The sequence below is a fragment of the Stackebrandtia soli genome (assembly GCF_965137155.1).
Classification (GTDB): domain Bacteria; phylum Actinomycetota; class Actinomycetes; order Mycobacteriales; family Micromonosporaceae; genus Stackebrandtia; species Stackebrandtia soli.
Map to the genome: position 1 here is coordinate 139,097 of NZ_CBCRZX010000004.1, position 15,369 is coordinate 154,465.

Annotated in this window: 14 protein-coding genes; 4 read left to right on the plus strand and 10 right to left on the minus strand. The window is 68.0% G+C overall.

What is annotated here, in order from left to right; translation table 11 throughout:
- Positions 1-9 precede the first annotated feature (9 nt).
- The 3 genes from ngcE to ACM9NP_RS04195 form a co-directional block, all read right to left on the minus strand.
- Positions 10-1,422 (minus strand): N-acetylglucosamine/diacetylchitobiose ABC transporter substrate-binding protein, encoded by a 1,413-nt coding sequence (gene ngcE / locus ACM9NP_RS04185; RefSeq protein WP_415645229.1) that lies wholly within the window; start codon positions 1,420-1,422, stop codon positions 10-12.
- 33 nt (positions 1,423-1,455) lie between these two features.
- Positions 1,456-2,211, minus strand: coding sequence for a sugar isomerase domain-containing protein (locus tag ACM9NP_RS04190; protein ID WP_415645230.1), 756 nt, complete (start codon positions 2,209-2,211; stop codon positions 1,456-1,458).
- 67 nt (positions 2,212-2,278) lie between these two features.
- Positions 2,279-3,268, minus strand: coding sequence for a MurR/RpiR family transcriptional regulator (locus ACM9NP_RS04195; protein WP_415645231.1), 990 nt, complete (start codon positions 3,266-3,268; stop codon positions 2,279-2,281).
- A 221-nt stretch (positions 3,269-3,489) separates the two neighbouring features.
- On the opposite strand from ACM9NP_RS04195, the gene ACM9NP_RS04200 reads away from it, so the two are divergent.
- Positions 3,490-4,458, plus strand: a complete 969-nt coding sequence (locus tag ACM9NP_RS04200) for an N-acetylglucosamine kinase (RefSeq protein WP_415645232.1) — start codon at positions 3,490-3,492, stop codon at positions 4,456-4,458.
- Positions 4,459-4,772: 314 nt separating this feature from the next.
- Here the strand turns inward: ACM9NP_RS04200 and ACM9NP_RS04205 are convergent, their stop codons facing one another.
- The gene (locus ACM9NP_RS04205) at positions 4,773-5,573 is read right to left on the minus strand and encodes a TrmH family RNA methyltransferase (protein WP_415645233.1); all 801 of its coding nucleotides are present in this window, start codon (positions 5,571-5,573) and stop codon (positions 4,773-4,775) included.
- Between the two features lie 228 nt (positions 5,574-5,801).
- Between ACM9NP_RS04205 and ACM9NP_RS04210 the strand changes: the two genes are divergently transcribed.
- Positions 5,802-7,034: a helix-turn-helix transcriptional regulator gene (locus ACM9NP_RS04210; RefSeq protein ID WP_415645234.1), complete on the plus strand. Its 1,233-nt coding sequence runs from the start codon at positions 5,802-5,804 to the stop codon at positions 7,032-7,034.
- A 57-nt stretch (positions 7,035-7,091) separates the two neighbouring features.
- On the opposite strand, the gene ACM9NP_RS04215 is transcribed toward ACM9NP_RS04210, so the two are convergent.
- Positions 7,092-7,778, minus strand: coding sequence for an alpha/beta fold hydrolase (locus ACM9NP_RS04215; protein ID WP_415645235.1), 687 nt, complete (start codon positions 7,776-7,778; stop codon positions 7,092-7,094).
- Between the two features lie 146 nt (positions 7,779-7,924).
- Between ACM9NP_RS04215 and ACM9NP_RS04220 the strand changes: the two genes are divergently transcribed.
- Positions 7,925-8,890 (plus strand): helix-turn-helix transcriptional regulator, encoded by a 966-nt coding sequence (locus tag ACM9NP_RS04220; RefSeq protein ID WP_415645236.1) that lies wholly within the window; start codon positions 7,925-7,927, stop codon positions 8,888-8,890.
- Positions 8,891-9,091: 201 nt separating this feature from the next.
- On the opposite strand, the gene ACM9NP_RS04225 is transcribed toward ACM9NP_RS04220, so the two are convergent.
- Entirely contained in the window at positions 9,092-10,882 is a 1,791-nt protein-coding gene (locus ACM9NP_RS04225) for an ABC transporter ATP-binding protein (RefSeq protein WP_415645237.1), read from the minus strand.
- A complete protein-coding gene (locus tag ACM9NP_RS04230; RefSeq protein ID WP_415645310.1) occupies positions 10,879-12,678 on the minus strand; it encodes an ABC transporter ATP-binding protein in 1,800 nt (599 codons plus the stop codon). The genes ACM9NP_RS04225 and ACM9NP_RS04230 overlap by 4 nt, the downstream gene beginning before the upstream one ends.
- Positions 12,679-12,985: 307 nt before the next feature.
- Between ACM9NP_RS04230 and ACM9NP_RS04235 the strand changes: the two genes are divergently transcribed.
- Entirely contained in the window at positions 12,986-13,606 is a 621-nt protein-coding gene (locus ACM9NP_RS04235) for a TIGR03085 family metal-binding protein (protein ID WP_415645238.1), read from the plus strand.
- A 35-nt stretch (positions 13,607-13,641) separates the two neighbouring features.
- On the opposite strand, the gene ACM9NP_RS04240 is transcribed toward ACM9NP_RS04235, so the two are convergent.
- Genes ACM9NP_RS04240 through hisF form a run of 3 tightly spaced genes read right to left on the minus strand, consistent with a single transcriptional unit; the run spans position 13,642 to position 15,345 of the window.
- Positions 13,642-13,827, minus strand: a complete 186-nt coding sequence (locus tag ACM9NP_RS04240; protein WP_415645239.1) for a hypothetical protein — start codon at positions 13,825-13,827, stop codon at positions 13,642-13,644.
- Positions 13,828-13,868: 41 nt separating this feature from the next.
- The gene (locus ACM9NP_RS04245; protein ID WP_415645240.1) at positions 13,869-14,540 is read right to left on the minus strand and encodes an endonuclease V; all 672 of its coding nucleotides are present in this window, start codon (positions 14,538-14,540) and stop codon (positions 13,869-13,871) included.
- Between the two features lie 40 nt (positions 14,541-14,580).
- The gene (gene hisF, locus ACM9NP_RS04250) at positions 14,581-15,345 is read right to left on the minus strand and encodes an imidazole glycerol phosphate synthase subunit HisF (protein WP_415645241.1); all 765 of its coding nucleotides are present in this window, start codon (positions 15,343-15,345) and stop codon (positions 14,581-14,583) included.
- Positions 15,346-15,369: the final 24 nt, after the last annotated feature.

Sequence of the window (15,369 nt, forward strand, 5' to 3'; positions counted from 1 at the left end):
GGGAGCCGGTTACTTCTCCTCGAAGATCTCGTTGCCGTCCTCGCGGTACTTGTCGACGCCCTTCTGCATGGCGTCACAGAACTTGTCCGGCTTCAGCGAGCCCTTCATGAGGGAGCCGAGGTGCGGACGCAGTTCTTCCTTGAGCTGGTTGTAGAGCTCGAAAATGCGCGGGGCGTGGAGGTCGTTGAAGTCCTCGGGGATGGCGCTTCCGACGGAGTTCGCGGCCGGGTTGTCGACCGTGACGCCCTTCATCGAGGCCGGGGAGGAGGTCGCGTCGGCGAACGCCTGCGCGCCTTCCTGGGTCAGCATCAGACGGAGGTACTCGTAGCCGCCGGCCTTGTTGGCGGCCTTCTCCGGGACGATGAACGGCTCGCCGCCGGTCGCCCAGAGGAGGTTCGGCTGGGTGCTGCCTTCGAGCGCGGGGACGCCGAGGAAGCCGTATTCGAAGCCCTCGGGGGTCTTGTCCTTCTGCTCGTTGGCGATCCACGCTCCACAGGGGATGAACGCGGCCTCGTGCTTGTTCCACGCCGTCTGGGAGTCGATGTGGTCGATGCCCGGGGTGCCTTCGAGGATGTAACCCTTCTCGTAGAGGGAGTACATCGCCTCGGCGGCGGCCATGACGTGGTCGTTGGTCCAGGAGTCCTCCTTCAGGTTGGAGATGTCCACCGAGACCTGACGTCCACCGAGTCGGGCGGCGAGCGTGACGGCCATGTCCAGCAGGTACTGCGGGTGCACACCGGCGTACGTCCACGGCGCCATGCCGTCCTTCTTGATGTCGGCGCACAGGGCCATCATCTCGTCCCACGACGTCGGAACGGTCCAGCTCTTCTCCTTGAAGAGAGCCGAGTCGTACCAGATGCCCCACGCGTTGTACGCGTAGTTGAGGGCGTAGACCTTGCCGTTGAAGGTGCCGGCCTCGATCACGCCGGGGCGCAGCGTGTCCTTGACCTTGACCTTCGGGTCGTCGATCGACGGGGCTTCGAGCAGCGGCGTCAGTTCGGCGAGTTCGCCGTCCTTGACGAGCTTCTCCAACGCGAGCCGGTTGTCACCGGAGTTGTCGATGACGTCCGGCGGGGAGCCCTCGGCGAACTTCGGCTGAAGCTTGTCGGCGATCTTCTGGGTCTTCATGTGCTCGATCTCGGCCTTGGGGAACTTGGCCTTGTACATCGGCTGATGACCCTCGGTGGCGTACGCGTCTCCGTAGCCACCGTCGAAGATCACGACGCTCAGGGGCGCGCTGGGGTCCACATCGAACGGGTTCTCGGCGTCACCGCTGTTCTCGACGTCCTCGCCGCTCTCGTCGGAGCCGCTGGTCGCGCAGGCGCCCAGCAGACCCACGGCGGGGATGGCGGCGACACCCAGCGCGGTGCCCTGGAGCACCCGGCGACGGGTGACGTCGCTCGTTTCGGGATTGATCGTCATTGTGGTTGTCTCCTTTGACAAGGATGCGAATCGCTAGGCACCGCGCCGGATACGACCGGCGTAGCGCGATTCAAGGGTGTTGTTGTGTTCGTCCCCGCCGGGGACGTTCGCGGAGAGGTACACCGGGGGTGTGTCTCCGACGGCCAAACGTCGCCGCACTACTTCGGCGACCAGCATCTGCGCGAGCATCGCCGCGCTGATGGACGAGGCGGCGCACACCGATCCGTCGCCACCCGGCAGGGGCAGCAGCGAATCGCCGTACGGCGCGCGGTTGTCGATGACGACATCGGCGATGTCGAGGAGGCGTCGCCCGCTCGGGTGTCGAGACGGGGTGCGCAGTGAGTGTTCCGTCGAGGTGAAGGCGATCAGATCATGACCGGCCTCCTTGACCGCGAGGGCGAATTCCACGATGGAACCGTTGATCCCGGATTGGGACGCGATGACGAAGACGTCGGCCGGGTCGGCGCCGGTGAGCGCGAACAGGTTCCGTGCGATCGCCGGGTCGCGTTCGAGTTTGTCGCTTCCGAGCAGTTCGGGGTCGGCTCCGCCCCGAAGCACGAGGTCGCGCAACGCGATCCGGTTGGTGGGGACGAGCCCTCCCGCGCGACCGGCGAGCTCCATGCACAGCGCTTCGGAGTGACCGGTTCCGAATGCTTGGAGCACACCGCCTGCGGCGAGGCTGTCACTGATGCGGTCGGCGGCGTCGGCGAGCGCGTCGCGCTGCGTCGACGCGGCATCGTCCAACACGCCTTTGAGGGCCGCGAGATATGCGTCCGCCGAGATCGTCATGTGCGGTTTTGTCCCTTTCTGTTTCGTCGTGTTGCTTTCGTGAGTGGCTTCACAGTAGCCAGCGAAGTCACTCATCGACAATCGCCCCCGTACCGCGTTCCCCTCCGTTGACCACTCCCGAACGGGGGACAGGGATCGAGAGATCGAGCGGGGCACGGGGAGGACGTCGATGCCCGGCGACGGCGTGCGCGGTCGCCGCGAAGGACGAGACCGCCGTCGGATAGGTGCGTTGCGCGACCGCCAGATACAGCAGGTCGGCGACGAGCAGCTGGGAATGCCGTGCCGCCATGACATCCGACCAGGAGGACTCGGCGCGGGTCGACGACATGAGCACCACGTCGGCGACGTCGGTGACGGGCGAGCGGGTGAAGCTCGTGACCGCGACCGTCAGCGCGCCATGACTGCCCGCCTCGGCGAGCATCTCCACCGCCTCGGCCGTGCCGCCGGAGTGCGTGAAGGCGATGGCCACGTCCCGCGCCGTGAGCTGCGCGGCGGACGCGAGGGCGCCGTGGATCTCCTGCCACACCCACGCGGGCACGCCGATGCGATGAAGTCCCATATGGAGTGAGTTGACGATGAGGCTGCTGCCCCCGACGCCGTACAGGTCGACCCGGCGCGCGGCGGTGATCGACTCGGCGACGCGCGCGAGCCCGGACAGGTCGAGTCCGTGCGCGGTGTCGCGGATCGCGGCGGTCTCGGCGGCCACGACCTGCGCGAGCACGAGCGCGAGCGGGTCGTCCGGGGTGATCTCGCGTCCGATGTCGACCTGCCAGCGGCCGTCAACCTGGGCCCGACCGGAATCGGTCGCGATCGCGACCCGCAGCGCGGCGTAGCCGTCGAAGCCGAGACTCCGACAGAAACGCGTGATCGACGCCGGTGAGGTGCCGCTCCGCTCAGCGAGTTCCACGATGGTCGATCGAGCGGCGGCGGCGGGGTCGGCCAGCACGGTCGCGGCGACCCGTGCGAGCGCGTCCGACACCTCGCCGTCGAGGGCGGCGATACGCGCGAGCACGTCGGCTCGGCGCGCGGTGTCGCGCTCAAGCTGAGGTTGCGTCACGTGAGGCCCGTTTCGTCTGGCGCTAATCGCCACGGTGGCGACGTTCGCGCGAAGTTTCCCGACATGAGTAAAACTCGTGCCTGCGGCCCTGAACGTCAAGTGATAGCGGGCAATCTTTTCAGACTTGAGACAATTCGTCACGATCCGTTACCCCGATGACGTCCATAAAACGGTCGAGTGCAGGCGCTGCACAAAACCGCCGCACACATTAGGATCGGCAAATGTTTTCACCGAACGACCTTCTGGTCGGGCTCGACGTCGGCGGAACGTCGACCCGGATCGTCGTCGCCGACCGCTCGGGCCGTCGTCTCGGAGCCGGTGCGGCCGGCGGGGGCAACCCGATCTCGCGCGGACGCGACGTCGCCGTCGCGAACGTCCGCGACGCGATGGACCAGGCGATGGCCGGGCTCGACGCGAGCAGCGTCGCCGGTGTCGTCATGGGAATCGCGGGCGCTCGCTCGGCCCAAGCCCACGACGGAGAACGCATCTTCGATCCCGTGTGGCGCGCGTACGGCATCGACGCCGACGTGCGAATGGTCGGCGACCCGCTGGTCGCGTTCGCCGCGGGAAGCTCGGCCGGAGACGGGACGGTCCTCATCGCGGGCACCGGCGCGGTCGCGGCGCAGGTCACCGACTTCGATCTGAGCGGCACCCGCGACGACGGTTACGGCTGGCTGCTCGGCGACACCGGTTCCGGGTTTTGGCTCGGCCGTCAGGCCGTGAACCGGACGCTTCGACACATCAACGGGCATGAGCCGGCGGGTCCGCTCACCGCGTCGGTCCTCAGCGCGTTGTCGGTGTCGGGTGCTTCGGTGGAGGCGGTGATCGGGCGGGTCATGGCCGACGCGCCGATCCGCCTCGCCGAATACGCTCCATTGGTGACGTCCGCCGCGATACAGGGGGATCCGACGGCGAAGCTCATCATCGCCGAGGCGGTGGAACTGTTGTGCCAGAAGATGATCGCCGTCCGCGCCCCGGGAGAGTCGACGCCGATCGTGCTCGCCGGGAGCCTCGCGGCGGGCGACACCCCGATCGCCGACGGCATCCGGTCGGCCCTCGCGGTCGCGTTTCCCGAAGCCCCCGTGCACGCCGCGAGCGACGGGGCCGCCGGGGCCGCGTGGCTGGCCGCCCGCATGGTGAGCGACGACGAAGCGGAGTTGGCCGCCATGCACCGGGCCCTGTTGGGGTGATCGGTCAGGCGTCTCGGGTGGCGTTAGGCGGGTCGGGCGCGTCTCGACCCGACGGTGAACCGGCGAGCACCGCGCCAAGGTCGACGAGACGTCCGATGGCGTTCCGACGCCGACCTGTCGGATAACGGGACGGCCGCCAACACGTGCGGGAATCCGTCCCGCTCGACGCGGACGCATTCACGACGCGGACGGATGCCCGAATTCCGGTGTTCGCCAGGTCTTCCGGCGGGCTGGGGCAAGGCGCGTGGGCATCGCGCCGCCGCGCGAGGCGCCGTCTGGTCCCACGCGACGGAAACGGAGTTCCCGGGCTCTCGCTAGACCGGGTCGGTCCGCGTCAGTTCCCAGCACGCGACGGCGGCCGACGCCGCGACGTTGAGCGAATCGACGCCCCGCGTCATCGGTATGCGGACGCGGGCGTCGGAACCGTCGAGGGCGTGCCGCGACAGACCTGGACCTTCGGCGCCGAACAGCAGCGCCGGACGCCGCCGCAGCGACGCGTCGAGGGCCTGAATCGGCGTCGCGGACGGATCAGGGGTCAGGGCGAGCAGACTAAAGCCGTTGTCGCGCAACAGTTGCAACGAATCCGGCCACGGGTCGAGGAAAGCGTAGGGAAGGGCGAAGACCTCCCCCATGCTCACCCGCACGGCCCGCCGGTACAACGGGTCGGCGCACGTCGGCGACAACAACACCGCATCCATCCCGAGCCCGGCGGCGCCACGGAACACCGCGCCGATGTTGGTGTGGTTGTTGACGTCCTCCAGGATCAGCACCCGCCGTGCCTCGGACAGCACGCTCTCGACGGGCACCGGATCCTTGCGGTGGAACGACGCGAGAACGCCACGGTGAACGTGGAAACCCGTGATCGCCTCCAGCACGTCGGGAGTGGCCGCGTAGACCGTGGCACCCTCGATGTCGGCCACCTGGTCGACCCGTTTGGCGTCGACCAGCACCGACCGCAGCCGGTATCCGGAGCGAAGCGCCCTCCGGACGACCAACTCGCCCTCCGCGATGAACAAGCCGTTCGGCGGCTCGAACCGGGTCCGCAACGCCAGGTCAGTCAGCGATCGATAGTCGGCGATGCGATCGTCGTCCGCGGTCGTGATCAGTACTGTCATCGCCGCCCATTCTGCGACAGCCCGATCCCGAACCGGCGATTGGACCTCCCGTCCGCGGGCAACGGATTCGACCGGTCGTTCATCGAAATAACGCCATTTGGACATACCTACGCCGAATGGCCTGTGTCACTTCGCCGGACGACATTCGTTGAATTATGATTGCCGTCACGATCAGCGACGACGCTGGTTGACTGCCCCTCAACCCCCGCCCCCTTGAGGTATACAGCCATGTCGACGCCTGATCTCCGTAGCGGCCACGAGGCGATGGCTGCCCATTTCGGCAACCGCCTGAAGTACTGGCGCCGCAGCCGAGGGCTGACCCAAGCCGAGCTCGCGCGCGACCTCGACGTCGACGGCTCCTACATCTCGAAGTTGGAGAGCTCCCGGCGACACGCCAACCCCGAGTTCGCGAAGCGCTGCGACGACCTCCTCGACACGGGCGGCGAACTGATGGGTCTGCTCAACCTCATCGAAGGCGAACGCGCCCACAGCAAGCAATTGGCGATGCCGATGCCGGTCGCGTGGCCGTCACCGAGCGCGCACGCCCCGCCGCAGCGCGGCGACGGTTCCGACCACGCCGTCCGCGTCCGCGCCAACCCGCACACCACGACGACCCTGTACCGGCTCCTCGAGTCGTACACCGAGATCGACCGGTCGATGGGCGGACAACAGATCAGCGACGCCGTCGAACGACAGTCGCAGGACCTCATCGGGATGCACATCGGCGAACCCGACGACCTGTCGCTCAACCTGCTCTCGCTCGCGGCCCGATTCGCGCGGCTCGCCGGTTGGATCCGCTTCGACTCGTGCGATCGCGGCGGATCGCTGTTCTGGCACGACTGCGCGCGCCGCTGGGCGATCGCGGGTCAGCAGCTCACGCTCGCCGCAGAGATCCAAGCCCGGCAATCCATCGTCTACTCGACCATGGGGGACCCCGCCGGTGGGCTCGCGATGGCCTCGGCCATCCCCACCACCGGCGACGACTCCGACATCGAGGCCTGGGGGCACGCCGCCACGGCACAGGCCCACGCCGCCGCCGGTGACGTCGACGCCACACTCACCGCGCTCGACTCCTTCGACAAGATCGTGGCCGGGCTCGACGAACCGCTCGTGAGCCCGCCGATCCTCACCGACAACACCTTCCTTCGGCACACGCTCGTCGGAAAAGCTCACCTGCACCTGGTCCTGGCGGGAGCCGACCCGGAACGGCACGGATCCGAGGCCGCGCGGCGCTTCCGCGCGGCGCTGACCGATCTGTCGAGCCACCACCTGCGGGACATCGCGTTGACCCGGCTCAGACTGGCCCGATCGCTTGTCGCCCAAGGTGACATCGACGCCGCTCGCACCGAGGTCGTCGACACCGAACTGGTCGCCCGCCGCTGCACTTCCCCCCGGGTGCACGCGATCCTGCGCCGCCAGCGCAGCCTCACCCAACTCCCCGACCCGACGCCGGTCTTCTAGAGGTTGTCTCGATACCTCAGGTCTTGCGATAACGGGACAACCTCCAGCCGTGTGACGTCAGAGCTTGTCGGCGGCTTCGGCGAGCAGCCGGGCGAGTTCGGTCGGCTTCGTGAACATGGGCCAGTGTCCCGAGTCGATGTCGACGAGATCTAGGTGCCTGGCATTAGCGAGCTCGGGCACATCCCCGTCGGCGATCCATTCACGAACGTCGGCGGGCGTGAACTCGGGGCATACCGCCAGCACTGGGACGTCGTGACGTCGCTCGTCGGACAGCCGCACAATGCCCTTGGTCACGGCCTCGGGAACGGCGATCGCCCTCGCGACGAAGCGTCGCTTGGCCTCGTCGTCCAGGTCGGCCGAGTCCGGACCTTCGAACGGCTCCCAACCAGGGAAGGGCACGACCCCGTCCACCGGTTCGAAGAAACCGAAATAGGTCTTCCCGTCTCCGGACGGGAAACCACCGATCAACGCGACGGAGGCCACCTGCTCCGGCCGCCTGTCAGCGGCGATCCAGGCCAGGGCACAGGCGGCGGAATGCCCCACCACCATCGGTTTCCCGGACGCGGAATCCACCGCGGCCAGCACCGCCGCCACCTGATCGTCGAACGTGGCGGACGTGGCGCCGTCGCCCTGCCCCGGCAACGTGACCGGCACCGGACGGTGCCCGAGCTTCTCCAGCGCGGGAACTACGTCGTCCCATGCGGACCCGTCAAGCCACATGCCGGCGATGAGCACGATATCCATGATCACTTCTCCTTGTCCAGTGTGGTCAGATCTCGTACGACCTCTAGAACCCGGGTTCCTGGTGCAACTCGGGCATGGGAATCAACCTAGAACCGGTTCCGGACAATCGGCTTCCGGATTATGAAATGTCCACCTAATATCTTCGAATGCCGATCGATCTCAGCCCCACCGCGCGAGCGCTGCGCACGCTCGAGTTCCTGCAGTCGCGCCCCGGCGCGACGGCCGGAGAACTGGCCGAAAAGCTGGGAGTCACGGAGCGGGCCGCGCGGCGCTACGTCGGGATCCTCCGCGAAGCGGGCATCCCCGTCGCGTCAACTCGGGGGCCCCACGGCGGTTACCGGCTCGGGCGCGGCATGAAGCTGCCGCCGGTCACGTTCACCGAGACCGAGGCACTCGGTCTGGTCATGGCGGTGCTCGACAGCCAGCCCGCGGCCACCGATGGCACCGACCTCGTCGGTTCCGCCTTGGACAAGGTCGTCCAGGCTCTGCCCGATCGGGTCCGACAGCAAGCCGCGGCGCTGCGAGAGCACGCGTCGACCGCCCCCGACTACCGCTCGGCCCGTCCCGATCCCGCCATCACCAGCGCGCTCGTCGCCGCTGCGGCGGCTCAGCGTGTCGTATCGATCGGGTATCGAAGCGAATCCGGCAACGAGTGGGAGACCGAAGTGGACCCGTGGGCCGTCGTCGTCCGCTACGGGAGGTGGTACCTGTTGTGCCGCTCCCATCGCGCCGACGCGATCCGCACCTATCGGATCGACCGAATCCGCGCTCTCCAGCAGACCGAGTCCGAGTTCGAGCCGCCCGACGACCTCGACCCGTGGACGGCCCTCGAGGACAATCTGGGCATGGGCTGGGACTATCCGACCCGGGTGGAGTTCGATGCCCCGCTGGCCGAGGTCGCACCGTGGATTCGACCTCCCATGGGACGTCTCGAACCGGCACCGCACGGTTGCGTGCTCGTGGGCAGCACCAGTAACCCGACGATGTACGCACAGGAATGGCTCCCCAACGTGCCGTTCGCATTCCGGGTCACCGGCGGGACAGAACTTCGCGCCGCCGTGGCCAGGGTGGCTTCGCGTTTCGCCGACGCGTTGCCGGAACAACGGCCCTAGAGGTTGTCCCGTTACCTCAGGTCGAGCGAGGCACGGGTCAGGACGTCACTCGGCAGGGCGGAGAAGTTCCTGCATACGGGTGCCGTATGCAGGTGCTTCGACAACGTGGCCGATGGCGTTCCGGCGCCGCCGCAGCCGATCTGCCGGGTAACGGGACAGCCTCTGGTAATCGGTGTCGGCCGCGCGGCCGACACCGAACGATCACACCGACCGCGTCTGCTGCACCCAGGACTGGTGCAGACCGTCGTACACCGAACCGACCTGCTCCACGAGCTCGCGATGCGATCCGCGCTGGACGATCCGACCGGCGTCGAACACGAGCACCTCGTCGGCCGCCTCGGCCGTCGAAAGGCGGTGCGCGATCACGATCGTCGTCCGGCCGCGAGTCACCGCGTCCAAGGCGCCTGCGAGCCGCACCTCCGTCCCCGGATCGACAGCCGACGTGGCCTCGTCCAGGACGAGCAGATCCGGGTCCGTCACGTAGGCGCGCGTCAACGCGACGAGCTGCCGCTCACCGACGCTCAACGCCTCTCCGCGTTCACCGACCGGGGTGTTGAGCCCCTGCGGCAGAGCGTCCACCCAGTCCGCGAGCCCGAGCTCTGAGAACGCCACGTACATCTCGGCGTCCGTCAGCCCCGGATTGGCGAAGCGGACGTTCGCGGCGACCGTCGCGTCGAACAGGAAGCCCTCCTGCGGCACCATGACGACGCGCCGACGCAGCGACGCGAAGCTGATGTCCCGAATCGGAACGCCCGACAACAACACGGAGCCGGACGCCGGGTCCATCAGTCGAGTCAGCAACTTCGCGAAGGTGGTCTTGCCGCTTCCCGTCTCACCGACGATCGCGACCTTCCGCCGCGCGTCGATCCCGACGTCGATGTCGGCCAGAACCGTCGGCCCATCAGGGTAGTTGAACGCCACCTTGTCGAACCGGACCGAGATCGGGCCGCGCGGCAGGCGCGTTCCCGTGTCGCCCGGGTCCACCACGTCGGGATCGGTGTCCAAAATGTCAAGAACGCGACGCCAACCGGAGATCGCGTTCTGCGCCTCGTTGAGGATCTCCGTCGCCATCATGACCGGCTGCACGAACAACGTGACCAGGAAGAGGAACGCCGTCAACTCACCGATGCTCAGCTGGCCGCTCGCGCCGAGGAACACGCCCGCGACGACCACCGCCAGCAGCGCGACGCCGCTGGTGCCCTCACCGGTGGCGGTGCTCAACACGCTGCGAGACAACGCCTTGTACTGCGCGCTGCGGAAATCCTCGATGGACTTGTCGATGCGCTCGGACGTGCGGTCGCCCACGCCGTAGGCGCGGATCACCGAAGCGCCGACGACCGTCTCCGCGATCGCGCCGAGCATGACGCCGACCTTCGCTCGCACCACGGCGTACGCGACGGCCAGGGACCGCTGCAGGATCCGCACCAGCCACAGGATCGGCAGCACCGACACCCAGACCACGAGTGCCAGCTGCCAGGAGTAGACGAACATGATGACGGTGGCCATCACGATCTGCCCGGCCGACACGATCAAGTAGATTCCTCCGAACTGGAGGAACTGGCTGATCTGATCGATGTCGGTGGTCACCCGCGCCGTCAACGCGCCACGGCGCTCGCTCTGCTGGTGCAGCATCGACAGGTCGTGAATGTGTCGGAACGTCCGCGTCCGCAGTGACGCGAGCGCCGTCTCCGAACTCGTGAACAGGCGCAGGTTCATCATGTAACCCGCGACGACCGCGACCGCGATGACGACCACGCCCGCCGTGACGACGGTGAACACGACACCGAAGTCTGGCCCGCCCTCGGCGAGCAGACCGTTGTCGATGCCCTGCTGGACGGCGACCGGCACGACGCCTCGGCTGATCGTGGCGACGATCGCCAGCGCGATCGTCCCGATCAGCCCGCTGCGCAGCTCCGGGGACAGGGCCAGGCCGCGCTTGAGCGTCGCCCACGGTCCCTCGGGGCGTTCTTCAGTCACAGTGGATTCGCTCACGCGGACACCTCCGAATCGTGCGAGCTGGCGTCATCGGCCGGCAATCCGTCGTCGAACTCTCCCTCGGCCGCGCGCTCCGCCTCCGCCCGCTCGTAGGCGGTGACGAGTGCGGCGTACCCGGGTACCTCGGCCAGCAGCCGATCATGGGTGCCGCGCGCGACCACTCGGCCGCGTTCGAGGTAGATGACCTCGTCGGCGAGCGAGATCGTCGCCCGCCGGTACGCGACGACGAGGACGGACGCGGGGTGCCCGCTCTCCTTGAGCCCCTTCAAGATCGCGGACTCGATCTTCGGGTCGACGGCGCTCGTCGCGTCGTCCATGATCAAGAGCCTCGGTTGGCCCGCGAGACCGCGCGCCAGCGACAGGCGTTGGCGCTGGCCGCCGGACAGGGTGGTGCCCCGCTCGCCGACCTCGGTGTCGAGACCGTTCTCGACCTTGGCGACGAAGCCGTCGGCCTGGGCGATGCGCAGCGCCTCCCAGACGGCCGCGTCGGTGTCGGGGCCGATCGGGCGGCCCAGGCTGATGTTGTCGCGAACGGTGTCGTCGAAGACGAACGCCAGCTGGGGAACGAGCGCGGTCGTCGCGGCCAGGCTCTCGTGAGTCAGGGTCTTGATGTCGGAGCCGTCGAGACGGATCAATCCCGAGTCCGGGTCGACGAGGCGGGTCGTGAGCGACGCGATCGTGGACTTGCCGGACCCGGTGGGCCCGACGAGCGCGACGGTCTTGCCGGGTTCGATGGAGAACGTGACGTCGTGCAGTACCTCGGTACCGTCCTCATAGGAGAAGTTGACGTTGTCGAAGTCGAGTCGCGCGGGGCCGGTGTCGGGCAGCTCTTCGCTGCCGTACCGCATGTCGCCCGTGGCCGTCAGGACGTTGTTGACGCGTTCCCAGCCCACGACCGCGCGGGGCAGGTCGGCCAAGACCCACGCGATCGCGCGGATCGGGAACGCGAGCACCGAGAACAGGAACGTGATCGAGACGATCTCCTGCATTCCGATGGCGCCGTTGGAGAGGCGCCACGCGCCGACGATGATGACGGCGAGCGTGCCGAGGTCGGGCAGGGCCGTCATGACCGGATCGAACAGGCCGCGCAGGCGGCCGACGCGGATGAGCGAGTCGCGCAGTTGATCCGCGGTGTCGTTGAACCGGATCGTCTCCTCGGCCTCGCGGCCCATCGTCTTGACGACGAGCGCGCCGTCGAAGCTCTCGTGTCCGACGGCCGAGACCTCCGCGCGCAGGTGCTGGACCCGCATCATGCGCGGGGACATGCGACGGGCGTAGACGATGTTGAGGACGAACAGTGCGGGGAAGACCGAAAGACCGATGAGCGCGAGCGCCCAGTCGGTGGCGAGCATCGCGATGACGGCGATGACGAGCATGACGAGAGTGCCGACCGAGAACGGCAGCGGGGCGATCGGCGCGAAGCTGGCTTCGACGTCCGCGTTCGCATTGGACAGCAGCGAGCCGGTCTGGTGCCGTTGGTGCCAGGCGACGGGCAGCTTCATGTAGCGGCGGGTGACGAGGCGACGGTGAGTGGCTTGGAGTCGGAACTGCATGGCTCCGGCGCCGAGGCGACGGGCCAACATTCCGGAGATCTTGAGGAGACTCAGCAGGATCAGCACGACGGCGGCGATGCCCAAGGCACCGAGGGCCGGCTCACGGTCGGCGATCGACGGGGCGACGACGCGTTCCACGATCGCGCCCGAGATGAAGGCCCCGGCGAGGGTCATGCCGGAGTGCAGGATCGCGCCGCCGGTGGCGAGGGCGAAGATGCCGGGTTCCCGGCGGACCGACATGGCGAGGACCCGTATTCCCCGTCCGACGATTCCCTTGTCTTGTGTTGTGTCGTCCACTCAACCTCCCGCGTCGTCTGGGCAGCAACCACCGCTCGCCTGGATAATCGTGACGCGCGATTGTCAATACCGCAAGGCCCTTTTGGTCCTTACATGACCAGCGCTGTCAAGCTTCCTGCTAGTGCGCGATCGAGTGCCTCTGAAAGGGACCACCGTCACAGCTCGGACGGGCGTTAGGACTGGCGCGCGACGCGCGACCCCAGCATACGTACGGGGTGTGACATCGTCTCGTCCTGCGATAATCGAGGGCATGACACGACTGGCGGCGACCGAACGCACGGAGCTCGTCCACCTCATGAAAAGGGTCGGCCCGAACGCGCCGACGCTCTGTGGCCGGTGGACGACGCGGGACCTGGCGGCGCATCTGGTGGCGCGAGAGCGTCGGCCGCTGTCATCGGTGGGGATTCTCGTTCCTGGTCTGGCCGATCTGGCGGAACGATCACGGGGGCGGTATCTGCGGATGGATTACGACAGGCTCTTGGGCCTGCTCGAGGCTCCGCCGTCGTGGAGTCCGTCCGGGGTGCCCGCGATCGACGAGGCGCTGAACGCCTCGGAGTTCTTCGTTCACCACGAGGACGTGCGGCGCGCGCGGCCCGATTGGAGCCCCCGCCCGCTGGAGCGTTCGACGGAGGCGGCGCTGTGGTCGCGACTGTCGATGGCGCGAATGCTCATCCGCAAGGCCAACATGACGGTCAAGCTCGTGTGCCCCGGTTTCGGGCAGCGGACCCACGGCCGGATTCCGATCGCGGCGACGGTGACGGGACGACCGAGCGAGGTGCTGCTTTTCTGTTTCGGCCGTCAGGATCAGGCCGACGTCGAGGTGACGGGCGCCGGCGCGGATCGACTGCGTCAGGCGGAACTCGGGGTCTGAGCGGCGAACGCGTGGGCCCGGCTGGAGAGCGGGAGTCAGACCACTCTGCGGGCGAAACGGATCCAGCCGTCTCCCTTGCAGAACCAGCATTCGTCCAGGACGATACCGGTGATGATCTTGCCGTCACGCAGGCGACCGACGTGCCGGTCGAGGTCGCCGCTTCCGGCACAGGGCATGCATACGGTTCGCATGATGTCGCTCGGAGATTGCGGCTCTGACATGGAATCACTCTAGCCAGCGGGTGCGAGGCCGCCGCGCGAGGTTACCCGCGCGTATCGGCCAGTGCGCGTCGACACAGTTGGTCGGCGAGTCGAGTCGTCTCGGGCTGCCGATATCGAGGTGACAGGCGCAACACGAGATCGGTGGCCTCGTCCAGACCCACGGCATGGCCGATCGAGACATAGACGGGTTTGACGTTGCGCTGGGTCCGCAGGCCACGGCCGAGGACCTCGCCGTCCGTTTCCAACGGCGTCCAGTCGCCGCGATCGGGGCCGGGCTGGTCGACGTCGAACATCGGAGGGTTCTTCGCCACGCCGATCGTCGGAACGTCCAGGGTGACGCCGATGTGGCAGGCGAGACCGAACCTGCGCGGGTGGGCGAGCCCGTGTCCGTCGCAGACGATCAGTTCGGGAGGCCGGGACAGCGCGCGGACGGCGGCGAGCAGCGGAGGGCTCTCTCGGAAGGCCAGCAGACCCGGCAGGTAGGGAAAGTCGACGGCGACGCGACGGGTTACCCGTTCGACCGGGCGCAGTGTCGCCAGCTCGACGGTGACGGCCGCCGCGACCGCCTCACCGGCGTCATCGTCATAGGCGACGTCGACGCCCGTGACGTGAAGCGGCTCGACGCGTTCCTCGGTGACGCGAACGCGATGACGCATCCGTTCCTGCCAGTCGAGTGCCGCCTCGACGGTCGTTGGCGTGGCGGTACCGGTCATGGGGTTGATCGTGGCACACCGTGTCGACCACGCCGGATGCTCACCGGCGCACCGGATACCCGGCTTCGGCGAGTTCGTCCTTCACCTGCGGAATCGTCAATTGTCCGAAGTGGAATACGCTTGCGGCGAGGACCGCGTCCGCTCCGGCGGCGATCGCGGGCGGGAAGTGCTCGGCGGCTCCGGCACCGCCGCTGGCGATCACGGGGGCCGTCACGACGGCGCGGATCGCGGCGATCAGCGGCAGGTCGAAACCCTGCTTGGTACCGTCCGCCTCGATCGAGTTGACGAGGATCTCCCCCGCCCCGAGATCGGCGGCGGTCGCGGCCCACGCCACGGCGTCGAGCTCGGTCAAACGACGCCCCCCGTGCGTCGTCACTCCCCAGCCGCTGGGCATCGCCGGATTCGGCGCGACGTCCAGCGACATCACGAGCACCTGGGAGCCGAAGCGTCGCGCGATCTCGCCGATCAGTTCGGGGCGCTCGATCACGGCGGTGTTGACGGATACCTTGTCGGCGCCGGCCCGCAGCAATCTATCCACATCGGAGACACTGCGTACGCCGCCGCCGACGGTCAACGGGATGAACACCGTCTCGGCGGTGCGTCGCACCACGTCGTACACGGTGTCGCGGTCGTCCACCGAGGCGGTGACGTCGAGGAAGGTCAGCTCGTCCGCCCCGGCCTCCCCGTAGGCCGCCGCGAGTTCGACCGGGTCGCCGACATCCCGCAGGCCCGCGAACTGGACACCCTTGACGACGCGACCGGCGTCGACGTCGAGACACGGAATGACACGCACAGCGATCGACATGCCCACACTGTAGAACCACGAACA

Bases quoted from the DNA above. Each gene is read 5' to 3' on its own strand.
- ngcE (WP_415645229.1), bottom strand. From the start codon at position 1,422: ATGACGATCAATCCCGAAACGAGCGACGTCACCCGTCGCCGGGTGCTC.
- ACM9NP_RS04190 (WP_415645230.1), bottom strand. From the start codon at position 2,211: ATGACGATCTCGGCGGACGCATATCTCGCGGCCCTCAAAGGCGTGTTG.
- ACM9NP_RS04200 (WP_415645232.1), top strand. From the start codon at position 3,490: ATGTTTTCACCGAACGACCTTCTGGTCGGGCTCGACGTCGGCGGAACG.
- ACM9NP_RS04205 (WP_415645233.1), bottom strand. From the start codon at position 5,573: ATGACAGTACTGATCACGACCGCGGACGACGATCGCATCGCCGACTAT.
- ACM9NP_RS04210 (WP_415645234.1), top strand. From the start codon at position 5,802: ATGTCGACGCCTGATCTCCGTAGCGGCCACGAGGCGATGGCTGCCCAT.
- ACM9NP_RS04215 (WP_415645235.1), bottom strand. From the start codon at position 7,778: ATGGATATCGTGCTCATCGCCGGCATGTGGCTTGACGGGTCCGCATGG.
- ACM9NP_RS04220 (WP_415645236.1), top strand. From the start codon at position 7,925: ATGCCGATCGATCTCAGCCCCACCGCGCGAGCGCTGCGCACGCTCGAG.
- ACM9NP_RS04230 (WP_415645310.1), bottom strand. From the start codon at position 12,678: ATGTCGGTCCGCCGGGAACCCGGCATCTTCGCCCTCGCCACCGGCGGC.
- ACM9NP_RS04235 (WP_415645238.1), top strand. From the start codon at position 12,986: ATGACACGACTGGCGGCGACCGAACGCACGGAGCTCGTCCACCTCATG.
- ACM9NP_RS04240 (WP_415645239.1), bottom strand. From the start codon at position 13,827: ATGTCAGAGCCGCAATCTCCGAGCGACATCATGCGAACCGTATGCATG.
- ACM9NP_RS04245 (WP_415645240.1), bottom strand. From the start codon at position 14,540: ATGACCGGTACCGCCACGCCAACGACCGTCGAGGCGGCACTCGACTGG.
- hisF (WP_415645241.1), bottom strand. From the start codon at position 15,345: ATGTCGATCGCTGTGCGTGTCATTCCGTGTCTCGACGTCGACGCCGGT.